The sequence below is a fragment of the Nocardia puris genome, assembly GCF_003315035.1.
Classification (GTDB): domain Bacteria; phylum Actinomycetota; class Actinomycetes; order Mycobacteriales; family Mycobacteriaceae; genus Nocardia; species Nocardia puris.
This window is the reverse complement of sequence record NZ_QNRE01000024.1, coordinates 14,914-36,273: the sequence shown is the minus strand read 5'-3', so window position 1 is coordinate 36,273 and position 21,360 is coordinate 14,914. Positions and strand designations below refer to the sequence as shown.

Sequence of the window (21,360 nt, the reverse complement as noted above, 5' to 3'; positions counted from 1 at the left end):
CGATGGCACGTTCGGCGCGGGCGGGCTCCGTCAGTGGGCGGGCTCGAGCTCGTCCAGGTGTTCTTCGAGGAGCTTTGTGGCGATATTGGTGAGCGCCTCGTCCAGCAGGGCGCGGTCGCCCGGATCGCGGTCGTCCCAGGTGTCCAGGTGCGCGGCGAGCCAGCGCCGCCAGGCGGCTTGCACGCGGTCCACCTCGGCGCGGCCCGACTCGGTGAGGCGCAGCGCGCCGTCCTCGGCGTCGACGTAGCCCGCGCCGATCACTCGCACGTAGACCGGTTCGATCACCTCGTCGGGCACACGGTGCGCCCGCGCGATCGAGTTCAGCGTGGCGATACCGCGAATCCTGTTGTGCAGGTATACCTGTCCGAGCGCCCACGCCTGACCGCGGCTGAGCGGACTGCCCGCCTCGGCGAGGATGCCGGGGAAGACCTCGCCCTCGGCGCGCGCCTTGCGCATGACCGCCGAGACCGCCCGCTCCAGCACGGCCACGCGGTCGCCCTGCTCGGGCATCGAAAACCCTTCGCCCACATCGGAAGCGCCCATCCGCGCGCTGTCGCGTAGCGGCACCTCCTTCAGCAGCCAGGCCACCAGGAAGCCGGCGATCGCGACCGGCACCACCCAGCGGAACACGTGGTCGATGGTCGCGGCGTAGGCGTCGATGATCGGCGCGGCCGTCTCGGGTGGAAGCGCGCGCAGCGCCTGGGGATTCGCGGCCACCTCCGGCGGCACCACCCGCACCTGAGCCAGCGCCGCACCCAGTTCGGACTCGAGCTTGTTGGAGTAGAGCGTGCCGAAGACCGCCGTGCCGAACGCGCTGCCGAGGGTGCGGAAGAAGGTGACGCCGGAGGTCGCGGTGCCGAGATCGGCGTAGGGCACGGTGTTCTGGACGACGATGGTGAGCACCTGCATGGCCAGGCCGATGCCGAGCCCGAGGATCAGCATGTACAGCGATTCCAGCCACACGCTGGTGTGGCGGCCCATCGTCGACATGAGATACAGGCCGATCACCATCACCGCCGTGCCCGCAATCGGGAAGTACCGGTAGCGGCCGGTTCTGCCGACCACTTGTCCGGAGATGATCGAGGTGAGGAACAGCCCCACCACCAGCGGCAGCGTGCGCACGCCGGACATGGTGGCCGAAACACCGTCCACGTATTGCAGATACGCGGGCAGATAGGTCATCGAGCCGAGCATCGCGAATCCGACGATGAAGCTCAGCACCGAGCAGACCGTGAAGACGTTGCTACGGAACAACCGCATCGGCAGCATCGGTTCCGCCGCACGCAGTTCCACCGCGACGAAGGCCGTCAGCAGCACCACGGCGGCGCCGAACAGGCCGATGATCTGCCAAGAGCCCCAAGGGTATTCCGTGCCGCCCCACTCCAGGCCCAGGATGAGGCCGGAGACGCCGAGCGCGACCAGGCCGATGCCCGCGTAGTCGATGATCGGGCGGGCGATCGCGCGCACGCGCGGAATGGTGCGCGCGGCCATGACGATCATCAGGATCGCGACCGGCACGTTCACGTAGAAGCACCACCGCCAACTGGCGTGGTCGGTGAACAGCCCGCCCAGCGTGGGGCCGATGACGGTGGTGACGCCGAAGACCGCCCCCAGCGCGCCTTGGTATTTGCCGCGTTCGCGCAGCGGGATGGTGTCGGCGATGAGCGCCATCGAGGTGACCATCAACCCGCCCGCGCCGACGCCTTGGATGCCGCGCGCGACGATGAGCAGCAGCATCCCGTTGGCCAGGCCGGCGAGCATGGACCCCGCGATGAAGATCACGGCGCTGAGCTGGAAGATCAGCTTGCGGCCGAACAGGTCGCCGAGTTTGCCGGCCAGCGCGGTGGCGACCGCCTCGGCCAGCAGGTAGGCGGTGACGACCCACGCCATGTGGCCCGCGCCGCCGAGGTCGGCGACGATGGTGGGCAGGGCGGTGGAGACGATGGTCTGGTCGAGCGCCGCCATCAGCATGCCCAGCACGACGGTGGCGAAGACGACGTTGGTGCGAGCGCGGCTCAGCGGCTCACGCGCGGGCTCCTCGGCGACAGCTACTGCTCCGCTCATCGTGACAGTATGGGCCGACGCCGCGCGCCCGATCGGCCAGCGACACGGTGGCGAACCGGCGGTACCCGGTCAGACGCGCACCGCGTAATCGCCGAGGGCGGGTTCCAGCGCGCCGAAGGCCTCGCCGATGTAGGCGACCAGCGCGCGCGAGATCTTCTCGTTCGACTCCCCGGCGAGGGTGCGGCGCATCGTCTCCTCGAACAGCACCCGGTGCACCCCGCCGAGCAGGGCGGCGGCGACCCGCGGGCGGATATCCTCCGGTGCCGCACCGGTTTCCGCGGCCAGCGCGCGGGCGAGCACCGCCTCGCGCTCCTCGTGGAACTCGCGCAGGCGCGCCGTGAGCGCCGGGCTCCGCACGATCATGGTCGCGAACTCCGGACCGGAGAACCCCACCACCGGATCGCACGCGCGGGCCGCGGCGAGATACGCGCGGCGCAACGCGGCCAGCGCCGACTCCCCCGCTTCCCGGTCGCGCACGGTGGCGGCGAGTTGTTCCACGAACACCTCGCCGAGGTCGAGGGCGAGGTCTTCCTTGCGGGGGAAGTAGTTCGTCACGGTCATCTTGGCGACGTCGGCGGCGGCGGCGATCTCGGCGATCGTCACCTTGTCGAAGCCGCGCTCGAGGAAGAGCTCGGTCGCGCGCCGCGAGATGGTCTCCCTGGTCTGCTGCTTCTTGCGGGCGCGCAGTCCCTGTTCGGTCATGCCGGGAACTCTAACATCGGTCCGGTCAAAATTTATGCTTGACATATTTTTATGCCTGCTCTAATTTTGTTCTCGTCGCCCTCCGGCGGCACCGACGGACAGGAGCACCACCCGGCATGACCCACGGCCTTCCCACCGCGACCCCGACCCAGCACCGCACCGACTTCGAGGGAGCACCCACCATGGCCGACCACACCGCGAACACCACTCTCGAGAACGCCATTCGCCGCGCGACCGCCGTCGACCGCCGCACGAATCCGGCGCGTGCCCGCCGCGGCGCGGCACAGGGAATCCGGCACAGCCAGATCCACGGCGGCAGGCCCACCGGTCTGCGGCGCGCACAGGGCCGCTGAGGAAACCGGCCCCGATCGACCAGCCCGACCGAGAGGACGCACCCGTGCCCCAGTCCGAACACCAGCGCGCCGCCACCGTCACCGACGACGCGGTGCGCGACTATCTCCGCGCCGTCGGGCGCACCGCCCTGCTCACCGCCGCCGAGGAGGCCGACCTCGCCCGCCGCATCGAGGCGGGCGTGACGGCCCGCCGCACCCTCGACGAAAAGGACAGCGCCGGAATCGAACTCGACGCCACCGAACGCCGTCGATTGCGGGCCGCCGCGGCCGACGGCGCACTCGCCAAGGACCACATGGTCCGCGCCAACGTGCGGTTGGTGGTGTCGATCGCGAAGCGCTATCCCACGCCGGTCGGCGTCTCCCTGCTGGATCTGGTGCAGGAGGGCACGATCGGGCTGATGCGGGCGGTCGACAAGTTCGACCACCGGCTCGGGCTCAAGCTCTCGACCTACGCCACCTGGTGGATCCGGCAGTCGATCGGCCGCGCCTTGGCCGATCAGGGCCGCACCATCCGCCTGCCGGTGCACGCCGTGGAGCTGCACAACCGGGTCGCCCGCACCAAACTGGCGCTGGCGCAGGAACTCGGCCGCGAGCCCGACAGCGCCCGCATCGGCGCGGAACTGGATCTCACGGCCGCGCAGGTGGACGACATCCTGCGCGCGGGCCGCGAACCGGTCTCGCTGCACGCGCCGGTCGGCGAGAACACCGAACTGGGCGCGCTGATTCCCGACGACGCGCCCGATCCGGCCGATCTGGTGGCCGCCGCGCAGCTGCGCGGCGGGCTGGACGCGGTGCTCGCCACGCTCACCGACCGCGAACGCACGGCGATCCTGCTGCGCTACGGCCTGGACCGGGGTGAGCCGCGCACCCTCGAACAGGTGGGCACGGCGCTGGGCGTCTCGCGCGAGCGGGTGCGCCAGCTCGAGGCGAAGGCCCTGGGCAAACTGCGTCAGCCCGCCCGCAGGCGGCGGTTGGAGGGCATGCTCGGCTGAGCGCGGCGCCCGGTGGTCATGGCGTCTCGATGAGCGCGATGGCCATCGGGACCAGCAGCTCGACCAGTTCCGACACCGGCGGGCGCGGGTCGCAGAGCAGCCATTCGTGGGTGAGGCCGTTGACGGCGCCGATCATGGCGCTGGCGGCCAGTCCTGGCAGGCCGCGGATGCGCCCGCCCGCGACAACGCGCGGCACCACCTCGTCCTCCAGCACCCGCCCCCAGGCGTGCCGCCGCTCCCTGCGGTGGCGCTCCAACCGTTCGCTCACGCCGACGACCTCGATGAACGCGACCTTCGCCCGGTACGGATCGGCGCCGAGCGAGCCGACGTAGGCGGTCATCACGGCGGTCATGGCGGCCTCGGGACCGAGCCGGGGATCGAGCTCGCCCAGCACGGCGGTCACCGCGGCGGTGGCCTCCTCCTGGATGCGGTCGTAGGACGCGACGAGCACGTCCTCCCTGGTCGCGAACTCCTCGTAGAACTGCCGCTTGGACAGTCCGGCGCCGGCGCACACGTCGGCCAGCGAGACCTCGGTGTAACCGCGCTCGGCGAACAGGCGGGTGGCCGCGTCGAGGAACCGCGAGCGACGCTCGGCCTTGCGTTCCGCGACGGCACGCCCGCCGTACTGCCTGCCCACCGTGGTCGTCACGTTTTCAACCGTAGCGAACATCGGCGCGACTGCCCCTTCCCCCGGAACTTACTCCGGAGTAAGGTACGTGCGTATGGCATGGAAACCAGAGCAGATCGCGGACCAGACCGGGCGCACGTTCGTCATCACCGGCGCGAACGGCGGCCTCGGGGCCGAGACCACCAAGGTACTCGCCGCCAAGGGCGCGACCGTGGTGATGGCCTGCCGCAACGCGGCCAAGGCCGAGCCGGTGGCCGCCTCGATCCCCGGCGACGTGCGGGTCGCCGCCCTCGACCTGGCCGACCTGTCTTCGGTGCGCCGCTTCGCCGACGAATCCGGCGAGTTCGACGTGCTGATCAATAACGCGGGCCTGATGAACATCCCGTTCTCCCGCACCGCCGACGGGTTCGAGACCCAGTTCGGCGTCAACCACCTCGGGCATTTCGCGCTCACCGGACTGCTGCTCGACCGCATCCGCGACCGGGTCGTCACGCTGGCCAGCATCGCCCACCGCCAGACGCCCAAGCTCTGGATCGACGATCTCAACTACGAGAACCGCCGCTACCAGCGCAATCTCGCCTACGCCCAGGCCAAGCTGGCCAACCTGATGTTCGCGCGCGAATTGCAGCGCAGGCTCACCGAGGCCGGTTCGGCCAAGCGCTCCTACGCCGTGCACCCCGGCGTCTCCGCGACCGACCTGTTCGCCAGGACCGAGACGCCGCTGGACAAGATCAGCAAGCCGTTCGTCCGCCTGATCGGGCACCCGCCGCACAAGGCGGCGCATTCGACGCTGTTCGCGGCCACCGAGCCCGACGCCGATCCCACCACCTACTGGGGTCCGAACCGGCTGTTCGGCAGCCAGGGACCGGTGGAACCCTCGGCGTCGACGAAACTTTCGAACAACCCCGAGCTGCTGCGCCGCCTGTGGGAGGAGTCCGAGCGGATGACCGGGGTGGTCTACAAGCTCTGAGCGGGCCGACCTGCTCCTACGCAGCGTGTAGTAGACAGGTACCGTAGAGGCGTGTCCGCAACACCCCGCCGCTCGGCACACAATCGCCCGGCCCTGATCGCCCTGGCGCTGGTGGTCGCCCTCGTCTGCCTGGCGCTGGGCTGGTGGCAGTGGGAGCGGTTCGAGTCGTCCAGCGGCACCGGGCAGAACCTCGGGTACGCGCTCCAGTGGCCGCTGTTCGCGGGCTTCGTGGTGTTCGCCTACTTCCGGTTCGTCCGGCTGGAAAGCGAGGCCGAGGAGCCCGCCGAGGCCGAGCGCCCGGCCCGTCCGGCGGCCGCCCGCGTGATTCCGGCGGGCTTCCTGCCCGAGCGGCCCACGGCGGCGCGCGACGACGACCCGGTGCTGGCCGAATACAACAAGTACCTGGCCGACCTGCACGCGCAGGACAGCGACGACGGGGACGGCCGCACCGCGCGGGCCGCCCGCAGCACGGAGAGGAGCGCCGGGTGAGCGCCGAGAACGAGTCCAGCGTCACCATGGAGAAGACCGCCGCCCCGCCGGCGGCCGGCTCCGAGAAGACCGCGAAGATCCGCTCCGCGCTGCTGCGCTACCGCGCGCTGGCCTGGTTCACCGGCCTGTGGCTGCTGCTGCTCACCGGCGAGATGATCGCCAAGTACGGCTTCGACGCCAACCCGCCCAGCTGGATCGCCGTCGTGCACGGCTGGGTCTACTTCCTGTACCTGATCGTCACCGCCGACCTCGCCGTCAAGGTGCGCTGGCCCGTCGGCCGCACCATCGGCACCCTCCTGGCCGGCACCATCCCCCTGCTCTCGTTCTTCGTCGAACACAAGAACGCGAAGCAGGTCAAGAACGACTTCGGAGTCTGACTATCCGGCCAGCGCCGCGATCGCGGGCAACAACTCCCGCAGTGCCCGCCCGCGGTGCGACGCCGCGTCCTTCTCCGCGGGCGTCAGCTGCGCCGCCGACACCTCGCCGCCGTCCGGAATGAACAGCGGGTCGTAGCCGAAACCGCCGTCGCCCACCGGTTTCCGCGCGATCGACCCCGGCCATTCCCCTCGCACAACGGTTTCCGCGCCGCCGGGCACCACCAGCGCGCAGGCGGAGACGAAGCGGGCGCCGCGCCGCTCGTCGGGGACGTCGCCGAGCTGGCCGAGCAGCAGGGCGTTATTGGCGGCGTCGTCGCCGTGGCGGCCGGACCACCGGGCCGACAGCACGCCGGGCATGCCGTTGAGTGCGTCCACCTCGAGGCCGGAATCGTCGGCGACACAGGGCAATCCGGTGGCGGCCGCGCCGTCGCGGGCCTTGGCCAGGGCGTTCTCCTCGAAGGTCGCGCCGGTCTCGGGCGCCTCGTCGTACGGGGGCACGTCGTCGAGGCCGACGATCTCCACGCCCGCCACGCCCGCCTCGGCCAGGATGCGGCGCAGCTCGTTCAGCTTCTTGGCGTTGCGGCTGGCGACCAGGACGCGGCTCATCACTTCTTCTTCGACGTCTCGGCGGGTTCGGGCAGGCCACCGGGGTACGGCAGCGCCAGCGCTTCCTTCTGGATGGCGAACAGCTGCTCGCAGCCGGCCAGCGCCGAATCCAGCAGCTTGTCCAGGGTGGAGCGCGGGAAGGTGGCGCCCTCGCCGGTGCCCTGCACCTCGACCAGGGTTCCGGTGTCGGTGGCGACGACGTTCATATCGACCTCGGCGCGCGAATCCTCCTCGTACGGCAGGTCCAAGCGGACCCGGCCGTCCACCACGCCCACGCTCACGGCGGCGATGGCGCACGAGATCGGCTGCGGATCGGCCAGCCGCCCCGCGGCGCCGAGCCAGGTGACCGCGTCGGACAGCGCCACGTACGCGCCGGTGATGGCGGCCGTGCGGGTGCCGCCGTCGGCCTGCAGCACGTCGCAGTCGATGGCGATGGTGTTCTCCCCGATCGCGGCCAGGTCGATGCACGCGCGCAGCGAGCGGCCGATCAGCCTGCTGATCTCCTGGGTGCGCCCACCGACCTTGCCCTTCACCGATTCCCTGCCGGAGCGGGTGTGGGTGGCGGCGGGCAGCATCGCGTATTCGGCGGTGAGCCAGCCCAGCCCGGAATCGCGCCGCCACGGCGGCACGCCCTCGGTCACACTCGCGGTGCACATGACGCGGGTCTGCCCGAACTCCACCAGCACCGAACCGGCCGGATGCGTGGTGAATCCACGGGTGATCCTGACCTCGCGGAGTTCGTCGTCCGCCCTACCATCGGCTCGTCTCGACACGGGGCAAGCCTAGTGGACGCGTTTACAGGTCGAAGGTCTCCCCCGGCGCCACCGCGTGCACGGGCCCGGCGAACTCGGCCTTGGCTTCGGCGATCACGTCCTCGCGCGAGGTCCACGGCGGAATGTGGGTGAGCAACAGCTCTTTGACGCCCGCCCGGGCGGCGATGCGCCCCGCCTCGGTGCCGGACAGGTGGATACCGGGCGGGCGGTTGGCCGGGTCGTGGGTCCACGACGCCTCCGACATCAGGATGTCGGCGCCCTCGGCCAGTTCCTGGACGGCGTCGCACATCGCAGTGTCGCCGGTGTAGACGAACGTGCGCCCCGCGGCGGTGGTGAGGCGCAGGCCGTAGGACTCCGGCGGGTGGTACATACGTCGCGCGGTGATGGTGTGGCCGGGGCCGAACTCGACCTGTTCGCCCTCCACCCAGGTGCGGTGGTCGATCACGTCGGACCAGTCGTCGGTCTCGCCGCCCACCTCGGCCGAGGCGTTGCCGATGCGCAGGGGCGCGTCAGAGGGGCCGCGCACGATGGCGCGCCCGACCGGTGGCGTCGGGTGGTAGCGCCGCCACACCAGCAGACCGGGCAGGTCCAGGCAGTGGTCGGCGTGCAGGTGGGTGAGGAAGATGTCGACCTCACCGGGATCGAGGTACCGCTGCAGCGCACCGAGGATGCCGGGCCCGAAATCGATGACGACGGGTCGCATATCCGGGCCGGTGAGGAGGTATCCCGACGCTGGGGAGTCCGGGCCGGACACACTGCCCGAGCACCCGAGGACGGTAAGGCGCATGCCCACATGCTGCCACGAAGAATTCTCGCTCACGAAACGATCCCCCAATATCTGCCACAGGAGGTACACGAACACCGGCGCACACTGGAACGAAGCACAATCCAGCTACGGGCGTCGACGTCCATTCCCAGAGGGTACCCACCGGCCGCTCCCGCCATGCGACACCGGCGAAATCAGGGTTACACCAAACGTTTTCGAGCCCTGCTCAGGCTCCGGCCGGGCGCTTCTCGCGGGGGCGGCGGGCCAACCACCATGCCGCGAGCACACCGCCGACGGCTCCGAAAAGATGGCCTTGCCAAGAGATTCGGGGGTCGCTGGGCAGCACGCCCCACAGCATCGAGCCGTAGAGGACGAACACCACCAGGCCGATCACGATCTGCACCACGTCGCGCGCGAAGATGCCGCGCAGCAGCAGATAGGTGAGCCAGCCGAAGATCAGCGAGGACGCGCCCACGTGCACCGAGTTGTCGCCGCCGACGAGCCAGGTGCCGACGCCGGCCACGACCCAGATCACGCCCGTGGCGGCCAAGCCGCGCCAGATGCCGGTGGCCAGCACCAGGAAGCCCAGAATGAACAGCGGCAGGGTGTTGCTGATCAGGTGGTCCCAGCCCGCGTGCAGCAGCGGCGCCCACAGGATGCCGTCGAGCCCGTTGACCTCGCGCGGTTCGATCCCGGCCATGTCGAGGTCGCGGCTGTCGACGGCGTCCCACGCCTCGATCGCGTACAGCAGCGCGATGAACGCGCTGATCAGCATGCCCGCGCGCAACCACATCTGCTTGGTCGCGGCGAAGCCGGTGGGGTCCTGGCGGCGCGCGGGGGTCTGGCCCGGGACGCCGGGTTGGTAGGGCCCGCGCGCGGACGAGATGTAGTCGAGTCGATCGGGATCGAACGATGGTCCGAATCCGCTGGTCATGGCTGCCTCCTAGCCGCGCGGGCCCGGGACCGCCGCGGCGCGCGAACGTCCCTTCCGAGGGTACCGAAACCGCGGCCGGTCAGGCCCAGAGCTGGCCGTCGAGCTTCTCCTCGGCCTCTTCCAGCGTGCCGTCGTAGGCCCCGGTGGACAGGTACTTCCAGCCGCCGTCGGCCACCACGAACGCGATGTCGGCGCGGGTGCCCGCCTTCAGCGCCTTGCGCGCCACGCCGAGCGCGGCGTGCAGGATGGCGCCGGTGGAGATGCCCGCGAAGATGCCCTCCTCGAGCACCAGCTCGCGGGTGCGGCGCACCGCGTCGTAGGGGCCCACCGAGAACCGGGTGGTGAGCACGGACTCGTCGTAGAGCTCGGGGATGAAGCCCTCGTCGATATTGCGCAGGCCGTACACCAGTTCGCCGTAGCGGGGTTCGGCGGCGACGATCTCGATCGAGGGCACCTTCTCGCGCAGGTAGCGCCCGGTGCCCATGAGCGTGCCGGTGGTGCCGAGGCCCGCCACGAAATGCGTGATCTCGGGCAGGTCGGCCAGCAGTTCCGGACCGGTGGTCTCGTAGTGGGCCAGGGCGTTGGCAGGGTTGCCGTACTGGTACAGCATCACCCAGTCGGGGTGCTCGGCGGCGATCTCCTTGGCCCGCGCGACGGCCTGGTTGGAGCCGCCCGCGGCGGGCGAGTCGATGATCTCGGCGCCGAACATGGTGAGCAGCTGACGCCGCTCCACCGAGGTGTTCTCCGGCATCACGCACACCAGCCGGTAGCCCTTGAGCTTGGCGGCCATGGCCAGCGAGATGCCGGTGTTGCCGCTGGTGGGCTCGAGGATGGTGCAGCCGGGGGTGAGCAACCCGTCGGCCTCGGCCTGCTCGATCATCCGCAGCGCGGGCCGGTCCTTGATCGACCCGGTGGGGTTGCGGTCTTCGAGCTTGGCCCACAGGCGGACGTGGTCGTCGCCGTCCCACTTGGGCGAGAGCGTGCGCAGCCCCACCAGGGGGGTGTCGCCGAGGGTGGCGATGAGCGATTCGTAGCGTGCCACAGGCTCAGCGCGCGTCGACGGAGCCGCCCGCGACGGCGGGCAGGATGGTCACGCTCGCGCCCTCGGGCACCTCGGCCTCGAGCCCGCCGGAGAACCGGACGTCCTCGTCGTCGACGTAGATGTTGACGAAGCGGTTCAGCTTGCCGTCCTTGAGCAGCCGCTCGGCCAGGCCGGGGTGGTTGGCGTCGAGATCGGCGATGAGCGCCGACAGCGTGGCGCCGTCGGCCTGCACGCGCTTCTCGCCCCCGGTTAGGCCGCGCATGATGGTGGGGATGGACACGGTGACCGACATGGATACTCCTGTTTTCGTCGTGGGCCGGGTGGCTCAGGCGTTCTCGTAGGCGTCGACGACGCGCACCGGTTCCTCGGTGACCTCGCCGTCGACGATGCGGTAGCTGCGCAGCTCGTGCCGCTCGGGATCGCGGGTGGAGATCAGCACGTAGTGGGCGTTCGGCTCGGACGCGAACGAGATGTCGGTGCGGCTCGGGTACGCCTCGGTGGCCGTGTGGGAGTGGTAGATCACCACGGGTTCCTCGTCGGCGGCGTCCATCTCGCGCCAGACCTTCAGCTGTTCGCCGGAGTCGAAACGGTAGAAGGTGGGCGAGCGCTCGGCGTTGATCATGGCGATGAACCGCTCGGGCCGGTCCGAACCCTCCGGGCCCGCGAGGACGCCGCACGCCTCGTCCGGGTGGTCGGCGCGGGCGTGCGCCACCATCGCGTCCACCAGGTCGGCCTTGATCACCAGCACCAGTCAAACCTTTCCGCGGTTCCCGCCTGGTCGTCCGCGCGACCGGCCTCAGTCCACAACGCATCAGAATATGCGGCTGTTCCCCTCGGGTTCCGCACCGGTCCCGCGGGCGCCGATTTTCGCGCGGAGATCGAGGGGCGGGGCGGCGGTCGCGCGCACGCCGACGCGAACCGGCGGTCGGAGTGGGCACCGGCTGCCGGGCGACGGTCGCGGATCGCCGCGATCGATTGGTTCGACGGCGGCGATCGTCAGCGTGGGAAAAGGGAGCTGTAGCTGGGGATGTCCGCGACGGGGGTGGCGGTGAGAACGGCGTCCAGCACTGCCCGCTCGACGCACAGGGCGGCGGCCGTGCAGATGGTGTCGAGCGCCAGCAGGTCTTTGGGGAACGCCGGGGGCAGCGGGAAGTCCGGAATGGACGCGCGACCCGTCGCGAGGGCGAACAGTGTGTCGCCGTCGAGGGGCGAGTGGGCCGGACGTATCGCCCGACCGAGCCCGTCGTGAGCGGTGATAGCCATACGCCGGCAGCCCATCGGGTCCAGCGGAGCGTCGGTCGCGACCACGCCGATCGTCGTATTGAGCACGGTCCCCTTCACCGGAAGGGCGTTCGCCCGCGCGAGTTCCTCGGCGGTGGGCGTGCGCAACCCGACCCGTTCCGGACCATCGGTGCCGATCGCCCACGGCAACCCGGTACGGGGGTCGAACACCGACCCCACCGGATTCGCCACCACCAGCGCCGCGACCGTCACCCCCTCGGCGGGCCCCGGCCCGAGCACCACGCTCGCGGTCCCCACACCGCCCTTGACCGAGCCCGCCCGCGCGCCCACACCGGCGCCGACCGAGCCGCGCGCGAACTCCTCGGCCGCAGCCTCGGCGGCGAGGAAGCCGAAATCGGCGGTGGGCCGAATGTGCCAGTCCCCCACCGGAAGATCGAAGATCACCGCGCCCGGCACGATCGGCACCACCCGACTCGGGTCGGCCGGGTCCATCGGGATGCCCTCGCCGTGCTCCTCCAGCCAGCGCATCACGCCGTCGGCCGCGGCGAGCCCGTACGCGCTGCCGCCGGTGAGCAGGATCGCGTTGAGTTGGCGCACGGCGTTGCCGGGATCGAGCAGGTCGGTCTCGCGGGTGCCGGGGCCGCCGCCGCGCACGTCGACCGCCGCCGTCACGCCGCCGGGCGCGCGCACCACGGTGCAGCCGGTGGCCGCGCCCGAGCCGAGCGTGGCGTACTCGTCGAGCGCGTGATGGTGTCCGACGAGCAGGCCCGCCACATCGGTGAGCGCGTCACGCGGACCGGGCACCGCCTTCATGGGAGTCTCCTCTGCATCGACTGCCGCCCATTGTGCGCCCGATGCGCGGCCGGATCGGGATACGCCGATCAAGGCGGTGTCCGAAAGACGCTGCTGGCGTGCCCGGCGATCGCACTGCCCACCGTTGCGGCGGGGTGGGCACCCGCCCCGCTCGCGTCAGGGCGCGAGCGCCTGCAACAGGCTGTCCTGCATCCAGGTGAGCCAGTGGTACACGTCCAGATGCGGGCCGCGCGGATCGTCGGGTTCGAGGTGGTCGGGCGTCTCGGCGTCGATCCCCAGCACCGCGCCGAGCGCCAGCCGCACGTCGGTGAGCGCGGTGAGCCAGGCGTCGGCCTGCTCGGGCGTGAGGACGACCTTGCCGCCGTCGGCGGGCACGGTGTTCAGCACCACCGACCCGGCGGCCAGTTTCGCGTCGATGATCTCCGGCTCGTGCAGACCGCGCAGCGCGCTGTTGAGGCCGGCTCGCTCGGCATCGGGGGAACCGGGCTCGGCGCGGTGGAAGTCGGGCAGCAGCCGCCGCAATCTGGGGTCCTCCGGCGCCTCGGTGTTCCCGGTCCGCAAGCCGGTGAGTGCCGCGAGTTCGTCCTCCGGGGCCGACTCGGCCCGCTCGGTGAGCAAGCCGGACACGGCGCCCACCAGCGAGCGGAGCACGCTCGCTTCCCTCGCGTCCATCTCGGTCCGCAACTTGGGACCGCTCAGCGAGTTCTTCCGGCTCCACTTACGCAAGACGCCCACTCCGATTACGCACGAGCGCCAGGGTAGTCGCCGCGATCAGTCATCCCGTTGCATGGTCGCCCACAATCCGGCGGCGTGCAGTCGGCGGACATCGTGCTCCATCTTGTCGCGCGAGCCGGACGACACGACGGCCTTGCCCTCGTTGTGCACCTGCAACATCAACTCGGTCGCCTTGGCTTTGCTGTAGCCGAACAGCTTCTGGAAGATGTAGGTCACATAGTGCATGAGGTTGACCGGATCGTCCCACACCACGGTCACCCACGGACGGTCCTCCGCCTCCAGGATCTCGGTGTGCTCGACCGCCTCCGGAGTGGCCTGTGCCGCCGACGGCATCGCGTTCGTTTCGCACAAGCTCATAACGTCAAGGGTACGACTCGACTCCGGATACACAACACCCGCGCGCGAGCAGGTCCGATGCGTTTCTGGCTACAGTGACCGGTGTGAACGACCGCGACGGCCGGGCCAGTACGGCGCTGCTGACCGACCAGTACGAACTGACCATGCTCTCGGCCGCGCTGGCCGACGGTTCGGCGCACCGGCCCTGCGTCTTCGAGGTGTTCGCCCGCCGATTGCCCAACGGTCGCCGCTACGGCGTCGTCGCCGGTACCGGGCGGTTGCTCGAGGCCCTGGGCGAGTTCCGGTTCGGCGAGCGCGAACTGGCCACGGTGGCCGGCTTCCTGGACGAGCGCACGCTGACGTGGTTGCGCGAGTATCGATTCGGCGGCGACATCGACGGATACGCCGAGGGCGAGCTGTACTTCCCCGGCTCCCCGATCCTGTCGGTGCGCGGCACCTTCGCCGAATGCGTCGTGCTGGAGACGCTGATCCTGTCGATCCTCAACCACGACAGCGCGATCGCCTCCGCCGCGGCCCGCATGGTGAGCGCCGCGGGCGGGCGGCGGATGATCGAGATGGGGTCGCGGCGCACCCACGAGCTGGCCGCGCCCTCGTCGGCGCGCGCGGCGTACCTGGCCGGTTTCGACGCCACCTCGAATCTGGAAGCGGTGCGCCGCTACGGGGTTCCGGGCGCGGGCACCAGCGCGCACGCGTTCACCCTGCTGCACAGCGGCGCGCACGGCTCCGACGAGGCGGGCGCGTTCCGCAGCCAGGTCGAGACGCTCGGCATCGGCACCACCCTGCTGGTGGACACCTTCGACATCACCGAGGGCGTCGCGACGGCGATCGCGGTGGCCGGCCCCGAACTCGGCGGCGTGCGCATCGATTCCGGCGATCTCGGCGTGCTGGCCCGGCAGGTGCGCGACCAGCTCGACGGGCTGGGCGCGACGAAGACCCGCATCGTCGTCTCGGGCGATCTGGACGAGTACGCCATCGCCGCGCTGCGCGCCGAACCGGTCGACGTGTACGGCGTGGGCACCTCGCTGGTGACCGGTTCGGGCGCGCCGACGGCGGGCATGGTCTACAAGCTGGTCGAGGTGGACGGCAGGCCGGTGGCCAAGCGCAGCAGCCACAAGGAGTCGCGCGGCGGCGCCAAGCGCGCCGTGCGTCTGGCCCGCGATACCGGCACCGTGGTGGAGGAGATCGTGTACCCAGCCGCGGGCGCGGCCCCGGCCACGAACGGATTCCAGGCGCGCGAGCTGGCGGTGCCGCTGGTGCGCGAGGGCAAGGTGGCCGACGAGGCGCCCACGCTGGCCGACGGCCGGGCGCTGGTCGCGCGCGGACTCGTCAGCCTGCCGTGGGAGGGTCTCAAACTCTCCGCCGGGGAACCGGCGATCCCGACGACCTTCCTGAACTGAGTCATTCGGGCCCCCGTCGCCGGCGCGCCGTGAGCAGGTGCACGACCAGCACCGCCACCACGCCGGCCACGGCGCCGCCCACCGCGGTCCACACCCGGTCCGCGCCGGCGAACGCGTCGCCGCCGGCCAGGCGCAGGCCGATCGTGGCCGCGACGAATCCCGCGAGCGCTCCCGCGAAGATCCCCCACAGTCGTCTCGTCATCGGGGTCATGTCCGTCTCCTCGCTGCTCGCGGGCCGGGCGATCCGGCGCCGCACCTGGTTATGGCCGCGGCGGTAGGCTGCGTTTACAGCCGCGGGAAAGGTGCCACGAGATGAGCCGGGCGTTGATCATCGTCGACGTGCAGAACGATTTCTGCGAGGGCGGTTCGCTCGCCGTCGCGGGCGGCGCGGCGGTGGCGAGCCGCATCAGCGCGTACGCGGCCGGCGCCGACTACGCGGCCGTCGTCGCCACCCGCGATCACCACATCGACCCCGGCGCGCACTTCTCCGACGAGCCCGACTTCGTGGACAGCTGGCCGCCGCACTGCCGGGTCGGCACGCCGGGCGCCGACTTCCACCCGAACCTCGACACCGCGCCGGTCCAGGAGATCTTCTCCAAGGGCGAATATGCCGCCGCCTATTCGGGTTTCGAGGGCGCCGCCGGCGACGGCACCGCGCTCACCCACTGGCTGCGCGACCGCGGCATCGACGCCGTCGACGTGGTCGGCATCGCCACCGACCACTGCGTGCGCGCCACCGCCCTCGACGCCAAGGCCGCCGGTTTCGACACCCGGGTGCTGCTCGACCTCACCGCGGGCGTCGCGCCCGCGACGGTGACGAAGGCACTCGACGAGCTGCGCGCCGCGGGCGTCGAACTGACCGGCGAGGTGTCCGAGAACTAGCGGGCGCGCGGTGTCGGTGGCGGGCAGTAGGCTCGTCGCGTGCCCGAACTGCCGCCCGTCTCCGACCTGCTGGCCACCGCCGTGCGCGCACTCGGCGGCAAGGAGCGCACCGGGCAGGTGACGATGGCCGCGGCCGTCGACCACGCCATCGACACCAAGGAGCACCTGGCCGTCCAGGCGGGCACCGGCACCGGCAAGTCGCTGGCCTACCTGGTGCCCAGCCTGCGGCACGCGGTGCGCACCGGGCGCACCGTGGTGGTCTCCACCGCCACCATCGCCCTGCAACGCCAGCTGGTCGACCGTGATCTGCCGCGCCTGTCCGAAGCGCTGGCCACGCCGCTGGGCCGGATGCCCAAGTACGCGATCCTCAAGGGGCGCAACAACTATCTGTGCCTGAACAAGATCAACAGCGCCGTCCCCGACGAGCCCGCCGAAGCCGAACTGTTCGACGCGTTCGCCATCTCGCGGCTCGGACGCGAGGTGCAGCGGCTCAACGAGTGGGCCTCCGACACCGAGACCGGCGACCGCGACGAACTCGCCCCCGGCGTGAGCGACCGCGCGTGGCGCCAGGTGAGCGTGTCGTCGCGGGAATGCCTCGGCAAGTCCCGCTGCCCGTTCGGCCAGGACTGCTACGCCGAGAAGGCGCGCACCGAATCCGCGCAGGCCGACGTGGTGGTCACCAACCACGCCCTGCTGGCCATCGACGCCATCAGCGGCATCCAGGTGCTGCCCGAGCACGACGTGGTGGTGATCGACGAGGCGCACGAACTGGTCGACCGCGTCACCGGCGTGGCCACCGCCGATCTCGCCGCCCCCGCGATCAGCGCCGCGGCTCGCCGCTGCGCCAAACTCATCGACGAGCGCGAGGTGGACCGCCTCGAAGGCGCCGCCGAGGCGTGGCACGAACTCCTCGACGGCCTCCCGCCGGCCCGCTGGGATGTCATGCCCTCCGGCGTCGCCGAGGTGCTGGCTCTGGTGCGCGACGCCGCGTGGAACGCGCGCACCGAACTGGCCCCACCCGGCAGCAGCACCAACCAGGGCGATCCCGACACCGCGGCCGCCCGCACCATGGCGGTGGCCGCGATCGACGAGATCCACGACACCGCCGTGCGCGCGCTCACCGCCTTCGAGCAGGCCGATCCGGCGGCGCGGCGCGACGTGCTGTGGCTGGCCGCCGAGGACGCGCGCGGCGGCGTGCCGCGCAAGACCCTGCGGATGGCGCCGCTCTCGGTGGGCGGGCTGCTGCGCGCACGGCTGTTCGGCACCGCGACGGTCGTGCTCACCTCCGCCACCCTCCAGATCGGCGGCTCGTTCGACGGGCTCGCCGTCACCTGGGGCCTGCCCGCGCAGTCGAGCGCCCGCGTCGATCCGGCCACCGCCAACGGCGCCGAGGCACCCTCGGACGAGGGCACGGTGCGGTGGAGCTCGCTGGACGTGGGTTCGCCGTTCGACCACGCCAAGTCCGGCATCCTCTACGTCGCCGAACACCTGCCGCCGCCCGGTCGCGACGGGTTGCCGTCGAGCTACGTGGACGAGATCGAGCGCCTCATCGACGCCGCGGGCGGGCGCACCCTCGGGTTGTTCTCGTCCATGCGCGCCGCGCGCGCCGCCGCCGACCTGCTGCGCGACCGGGTGCGCACGCCGATCCTGTGCCAGGGCGAGGATTCGACGGGCGCGCTGGTGCGCAAGTTCGCCGACGATCCGGAGACCTCGCTGTTCGGCACGCTCTCGCTGTGGCAGGGCGTGGACGTGCCCGGCCCGTCGCTGAGCCTGGTGATCCTGGACCGCATCCCGTTCCCGCGCCCCGACGACCCCCTGCTCACCGCGCGGCAGCGCGCGGTCGAATCCCGGGGCGGCAACGGCTTTCTCACGGTCGCCGCCAATCACGCGGCGCTGCTGCTGGCGCAGGGCACCGGCCGCCTGTTGCGCAGCGTGGACGACCGGGGCGTGGTCGCGATCCTCGATTCGCGCCTGGCCACCGCGCGCTACGGCGGTTACCTGCGCGCCACCTTGCCGCCGTACTGGGAGACCGCCGATCCGGAGGTCGTGGTCAAGGCGCTACGGCGGCTCACGGCCGAGGCCTGACCAGCGATGTGAAACCACTCACAACGCGGTTACCTGTGTTTCCATGCGGAAGTAAATTGGGTGGCGGTACTCCGGTGGACCCCAATTCCCACGCCGGGGTATCGGTCCGCCCCCGCGCCAAGCCCTGCACGCGGCGCGGGGGCACTACCGATCGCAGGGAAATCCGTTGCCGCCGCTCGCCCTCGCGTGCGACCGTGAGGCGATGCAGCCCTCCGACACCCTCGGCGAATTCCTCATCAGCGCACGGACTCTGTCGGAGTATCGCGCCATCTTCCAGCTCACCGAGGCAGATCTGCGCGGCCGAATTCTCGACTGTCCCGGCGGGGCCGCGAGTTTCGCCGCCGAGGCCGCCGAACTCGGCGCCACCGTCACGGCCGTCGATCCCGTCTACGCACACCCGCCCGCGGCGCTGAGCGCGCACACCCGCGCCGAAATCGACCGCGGCGGCGCCTGGATCACCGCGCACGCCGATCGCTACACCTGGGACTACTACGGCTCCCCCGAGGCGCACACCAACCTGCGCCACACCGCCGCCACCCGCTTCGCCGCCGACCTCACGGCCCACCCCGACCGCTACCTCGCGGCCGAACTCCCCGAATTACCGTTCGCCGACCGGACTTTCGACCTCACCCTCAGCTCCCACCTGCTCTTTACCTACGCCGACCGCCTCGACGCCGCCTTCCACCTGGCGGCCCTCCTCGAACTCGCCCGAGTCACCCACGGCGAAACCCGCCTCTACCCCCTGGTCGACCACACCGGCAAACCCCAGCACGCCCTGGTCGACCACCTGCGAAAAGAGCTGCACCGCAGGGGAATTCCCACTCAAACCCGCCCCACCCCCTTCGAATTCCAACGCGGCGCCACCACCATGCTGGTCCTGCGACCACCCACCGGCTGACCTACCGAAACGGCGGGCGACGCGGTGACCGTCTCACCACGCCGCCCGTCGTTCAAGTCTCAGCTCGCGCTCAGAGCACGCTCTCGAGAATCAGGATGATCCCACCGGCGACGACCGCCAGCACGATCGCGCCCACACCCCACACGAAGCCCTTGCGCTCCCAAGGACGTCCGGCGTCGAGCGAGAACTTGCCCGGCCCGGTGAACGCCACGGCCGCGGCGAACACGCCGAACATGAGGCCGAGCTCCCAGCCGCCCTGGCCGAACAGACCGGGTTCCCAGGTGACGTAGATGATGTTGATCACCGTGCCGACCACGATGGCCGAAGCCAGCGGCGTCAGCAGCCCCGCGGCGAGCAGCAGGCCGCCGACGAGCTCGGACAGGGCGGCGAGCGTGGCGAAGAACGCGCCCGGGTTGTAGCCCAGGCCGTCGAAAGCGGCCTTGGCCGCCTCGTATCCCATGCCGTCGAACCAGCCGAACAGCTTCTGGGCACCGTGCGCGGCGAACAGCAAGCCGAACACGACGCGCAGAATCAGCAGTCCGATATCGGTGGAGATCCCGTCGAGCGGGTGCGTGAAGTCGGTGCGCGAAGCACTCTTGGTCTCGGTCGTGGTCATAGTCGTCCTCGATCCCTGCGGTCGAAGGTCCGCTGCCGCCTGGCCGCGTCGACAGGCTAATCGGACCAGGGTCCGATTTTACACAGAACCGGGACGCGCGGGTGAACCACAGGTTGTGGTCGCGAAACGTGTTGATGAGCAACCGGACTCGGGGTCCGCTATTCCGCGAGGAACAGGAAATAGGCCGCGAACAGCACGAGCAGCGCCCACATGACCGGGTGAACCTCCCGCGCGCGCCCCCGCGCCACCATGACGATCGGGTAGAAGATCATGCCCATGGCGAGGCCGTTGGCGATCGAATACGTCAGCGGCATCATGATGATCGTGATGAACGCCGGCACCGCGTACTCGAGTTTCGGCCATTCGATGTCCCCGAGCGCGCGCGACATCAGCACACCCACCACGATCAACGCGGGCGCGGTCACCTCGCCCGCCCCCGCGACGACCGCGAAGAGCGGGTAGCAGAACATCGCCAGCAGAAACCAGCCCGCTGTCGTCACGGCCGTGAGCCCGGTGCGCCCGCCCGCGCTCACACCCGCCGTCGATTCCACGTAGGCCGTGGTGGTCGAGGTGCCGATCACCGCGCCCGCCATGGTGCCTACCGAATCGGCCGCGAACGCGCTGGCAGCGCGGGGCAGCTTGCCGTCCTCGGTGAGCAGCCCGGCCTGGTTGGCGACGCCGATCAAGGTGCCCCCGGAGTCGAAGAAGTCGACGAACAACATGGTGAGCACGACGATGGCCATCTGCGCGGTGAACGCGTCGGGCAGGTGGATGATGGCCTGGCCGAAGGTCTCGTCCAGCCCGCGCGGCAGCGCCGCGATCCCCGACGGCAGGTCGACCAGCCCGGTGACGATGCCGAGCGCGGCGGTGAGCACGATGCCGTAGAGCACCGCGCCGTGCCAGCCCTTGACCAGGAAGATCACCGTGACGATCAGGCCGAACATGGCCAGCAGGGTGGTGCCCTCGGTGAAATCGCCGAGGGTGACGAAGGTGGCCTCGCTGGCCACCACGAAGCCGGCGTTCTTCAGCCCCAGGAACGCGACGAACAGGCCGATGCCCGCGCCGACCGCCAATTTCAGTTGCAGCGGGATGGCGTCGAGGATGCGTTCGCGGACCTTGGTGACGGCCAGCACGAAGAAGATCACACCCGACAGCAACGTGCCCGACAGCGCCACCTGCCACGGAATGCCCATGCCCAGCACCACCGAGAACGCGAAGAACGCGTTGAGCCCCATGCCCGGCGCCAGCGCGATCGGATACCGCGCCCACAACCCCATCACCAGCGTGCCGAACACCGCCGCCACCGCGGTCGCCGTGAACACGGCCTGCATCGGGATGCCCTGCTCCCCCAGCGCGCCCTGATCGCCGAGGATCGACGGGTTCACCGCCAGCACGTAGGACATCGCCAGGAACGTGACCGTCCCGGCCATGATCTCGCGCCGCATGGTCGATCCGTTCCTGCCGACACCGAAATACGAGTCGACGCGACCGCGAGCCTTGGTCAGCACGGGGGTAGCCATGGGTTCTCCAGACGTGGCGTAACGAGAGGGTCAGAGGCACGTTAGCTGACGATTCACCGGTCCGAAGACACGATCGGACGCCACGTGTTGGAGGACACGACACACCCGGCCGGCCCGAA

25 protein-coding genes are annotated in these 21,360 nt (G+C 70.7%); 9 read left to right on the top strand and 16 right to left on the bottom strand.

Features of this window, described 5'->3' with window-relative positions; genetic code table 11:
* Positions 1-30 precede the first annotated feature (30 nt).
* Both DFR74_RS33120 and DFR74_RS33115 read right to left on the bottom strand, forming a co-directional pair.
* Positions 31-2,064 (bottom strand): MDR family MFS transporter, encoded by a 2,034-nt coding sequence (locus DFR74_RS33120; RefSeq protein ID WP_067512650.1) that lies wholly within the window; start codon positions 2,062-2,064, stop codon positions 31-33.
* Between the two features lie 69 nt (positions 2,065-2,133).
* Positions 2,134-2,766 carry a TetR/AcrR family transcriptional regulator gene (locus DFR74_RS33115; RefSeq protein WP_067512646.1) on the bottom strand — a complete coding sequence of 211 codons (633 nt, stop codon included), beginning with the start codon at positions 2,764-2,766 and terminating at the stop codon, positions 2,134-2,136.
* 116 nt (positions 2,767-2,882) lie between these two features.
* Here DFR74_RS33115 and DFR74_RS33110 point away from each other — a divergent pair, with 116 nt between their 5' ends.
* Together DFR74_RS33110 and DFR74_RS33105 are read left to right on the top strand one after the other, a co-directional pair.
* Entirely contained in the window at positions 2,883-3,119 is a 237-nt protein-coding gene (locus tag DFR74_RS33110) for a hypothetical protein (protein ID WP_067512644.1), read from the top strand.
* A 44-nt stretch (positions 3,120-3,163) separates the two neighbouring features.
* Complete coding sequence (locus DFR74_RS33105) at positions 3,164-4,111, top strand: sigma-70 family RNA polymerase sigma factor (protein WP_067512643.1); 948 nt, start codon at positions 3,164-3,166, stop codon at positions 4,109-4,111.
* A gap of 16 nt (positions 4,112-4,127) precedes the next feature.
* Here DFR74_RS33105 and DFR74_RS33100 read toward each other — a convergent pair whose 3' ends face one another.
* Entirely contained in the window at positions 4,128-4,760 is a 633-nt protein-coding gene (locus tag DFR74_RS33100; protein ID WP_084538036.1) for a TetR/AcrR family transcriptional regulator, read from the bottom strand.
* Positions 4,761-4,833: 73 nt separating this feature from the next.
* Between DFR74_RS33100 and DFR74_RS33095 the strand changes: the two genes are divergently transcribed.
* From DFR74_RS33095 to DFR74_RS33085, 3 genes are read left to right on the top strand one after another with little or no spacing between them, the layout of a single operon-like run.
* Complete coding sequence (locus tag DFR74_RS33095) at positions 4,834-5,709, top strand: oxidoreductase (RefSeq protein WP_067512641.1); 876 nt, start codon at positions 4,834-4,836, stop codon at positions 5,707-5,709.
* Between the two features lie 51 nt (positions 5,710-5,760).
* Positions 5,761-6,198: a transcriptional regulator gene (locus DFR74_RS33090; RefSeq protein ID WP_067512640.1), complete on the top strand. Its 438-nt coding sequence runs from the start codon at positions 5,761-5,763 to the stop codon at positions 6,196-6,198.
* 26 nt (positions 6,199-6,224) lie between these two features.
* Complete coding sequence (locus tag DFR74_RS33085) at positions 6,225-6,575, top strand: DUF3817 domain-containing protein (RefSeq protein WP_067512675.1); 351 nt, start codon at positions 6,225-6,227, stop codon at positions 6,573-6,575.
* On the opposite strand, the gene rdgB is transcribed toward DFR74_RS33085, so the two are convergent.
* From rdgB to clpS, 10 genes are all read right to left on the bottom strand, one after another.
* Positions 6,576-7,181 (bottom strand): RdgB/HAM1 family non-canonical purine NTP pyrophosphatase, encoded by a 606-nt coding sequence (rdgB, locus tag DFR74_RS33080; protein WP_067512638.1) that lies wholly within the window; start codon positions 7,179-7,181, stop codon positions 6,576-6,578. It abuts the gene before it with no gap.
* Positions 7,181-7,954: a ribonuclease PH gene (gene rph / locus DFR74_RS33075; protein ID WP_067512636.1), complete on the bottom strand. Its 774-nt coding sequence runs from the start codon at positions 7,952-7,954 to the stop codon at positions 7,181-7,183. Before rph ends, rdgB begins: the two co-directional genes overlap by 1 nt.
* Positions 7,955-7,976: 22 nt before the next feature.
* Entirely contained in the window at positions 7,977-8,741 is a 765-nt protein-coding gene (locus DFR74_RS33070) for a cyclic nucleotide-degrading phosphodiesterase (RefSeq protein WP_084538039.1), read from the bottom strand.
* A gap of 205 nt (positions 8,742-8,946) precedes the next feature.
* The gene (locus DFR74_RS33065) at positions 8,947-9,654 is read right to left on the bottom strand and encodes a rhomboid family intramembrane serine protease (protein ID WP_084538035.1); all 708 of its coding nucleotides are present in this window, start codon (positions 9,652-9,654) and stop codon (positions 8,947-8,949) included.
* A gap of 79 nt (positions 9,655-9,733) precedes the next feature.
* Positions 9,734-10,696, bottom strand: coding sequence for a PLP-dependent cysteine synthase family protein (locus DFR74_RS33060; protein WP_067512634.1), 963 nt, complete (start codon positions 10,694-10,696; stop codon positions 9,734-9,736).
* A gap of 4 nt (positions 10,697-10,700) precedes the next feature.
* The gene (locus DFR74_RS33055; RefSeq protein ID WP_067512632.1) at positions 10,701-10,988 is read right to left on the bottom strand and encodes a MoaD/ThiS family protein; all 288 of its coding nucleotides are present in this window, start codon (positions 10,986-10,988) and stop codon (positions 10,701-10,703) included.
* A 33-nt stretch (positions 10,989-11,021) separates the two neighbouring features.
* Positions 11,022-11,444 carry a M67 family metallopeptidase gene (locus DFR74_RS33050; protein ID WP_067512630.1) on the bottom strand — a complete coding sequence of 141 codons (423 nt, stop codon included), beginning with the start codon at positions 11,442-11,444 and terminating at the stop codon, positions 11,022-11,024.
* A 248-nt stretch (positions 11,445-11,692) separates the two neighbouring features.
* Positions 11,693-12,751 carry a P1 family peptidase gene (locus DFR74_RS33045; protein ID WP_067512629.1) on the bottom strand — a complete coding sequence of 353 codons (1,059 nt, stop codon included), beginning with the start codon at positions 12,749-12,751 and terminating at the stop codon, positions 11,693-11,695.
* A gap of 156 nt (positions 12,752-12,907) precedes the next feature.
* A complete protein-coding gene (gene aosR / locus DFR74_RS33040; RefSeq protein ID WP_067512670.1) occupies positions 12,908-13,477 on the bottom strand; it encodes an oxidative stress transcriptional regulator AosR in 570 nt (189 codons plus the stop codon).
* A gap of 45 nt (positions 13,478-13,522) precedes the next feature.
* Positions 13,523-13,843: an ATP-dependent Clp protease adapter ClpS gene (gene clpS, locus DFR74_RS33035; RefSeq protein ID WP_067512627.1), complete on the bottom strand. Its 321-nt coding sequence runs from the start codon at positions 13,841-13,843 to the stop codon at positions 13,523-13,525.
* Positions 13,844-13,926: 83 nt separating this feature from the next.
* On the opposite strand from clpS, the gene DFR74_RS33030 reads away from it, so the two are divergent.
* The gene (locus DFR74_RS33030; RefSeq protein WP_067512669.1) at positions 13,927-15,240 is read left to right on the top strand and encodes a nicotinate phosphoribosyltransferase; all 1,314 of its coding nucleotides are present in this window, start codon (positions 13,927-13,929) and stop codon (positions 15,238-15,240) included.
* 1 nt (position 15,241) lies between these two features.
* Here the strand turns inward: DFR74_RS33030 and DFR74_RS33025 are convergent, their stop codons facing one another.
* Positions 15,242-15,451, bottom strand: a complete 210-nt coding sequence (locus tag DFR74_RS33025; protein WP_113975391.1) for a hypothetical protein — start codon at positions 15,449-15,451, stop codon at positions 15,242-15,244.
* Positions 15,452-15,552: 101 nt separating this feature from the next.
* On the opposite strand from DFR74_RS33025, the gene DFR74_RS33020 reads away from it, so the two are divergent.
* The 3 genes from DFR74_RS33020 to DFR74_RS33010 all read left to right on the top strand — a co-directional run bounded on the left by DFR74_RS33020 (position 15,553) and on the right by DFR74_RS33010 (position 19,105).
* On the top strand, positions 15,553-16,122 hold the full coding sequence (locus DFR74_RS33020) for an isochorismatase family protein (protein WP_067512622.1): 570 nt from the start codon (positions 15,553-15,555) through the stop codon (positions 16,120-16,122).
* A gap of 39 nt (positions 16,123-16,161) precedes the next feature.
* Complete coding sequence (locus DFR74_RS33015; RefSeq protein WP_067512620.1) at positions 16,162-18,207, top strand: ATP-dependent DNA helicase; 2,046 nt, start codon at positions 16,162-16,164, stop codon at positions 18,205-18,207.
* 202 nt (positions 18,208-18,409) lie between these two features.
* Positions 18,410-19,105: a class I SAM-dependent methyltransferase gene (locus DFR74_RS33010; RefSeq protein WP_067512665.1), complete on the top strand. Its 696-nt coding sequence runs from the start codon at positions 18,410-18,412 to the stop codon at positions 19,103-19,105.
* A 70-nt stretch (positions 19,106-19,175) separates the two neighbouring features.
* On the opposite strand, the gene DFR74_RS33005 is transcribed toward DFR74_RS33010, so the two are convergent.
* Both DFR74_RS33005 and DFR74_RS33000 read right to left on the bottom strand, forming a co-directional pair.
* Positions 19,176-19,721, bottom strand: a complete 546-nt coding sequence (locus tag DFR74_RS33005) for a DoxX family protein (RefSeq protein WP_067512618.1) — start codon at positions 19,719-19,721, stop codon at positions 19,176-19,178.
* 158 nt (positions 19,722-19,879) lie between these two features.
* Positions 19,880-21,241 carry an NCS2 family permease gene (locus DFR74_RS33000; RefSeq protein WP_067512616.1) on the bottom strand — a complete coding sequence of 454 codons (1,362 nt, stop codon included), beginning with the start codon at positions 21,239-21,241 and terminating at the stop codon, positions 19,880-19,882.
* Positions 21,242-21,360: the final 119 nt, after the last annotated feature.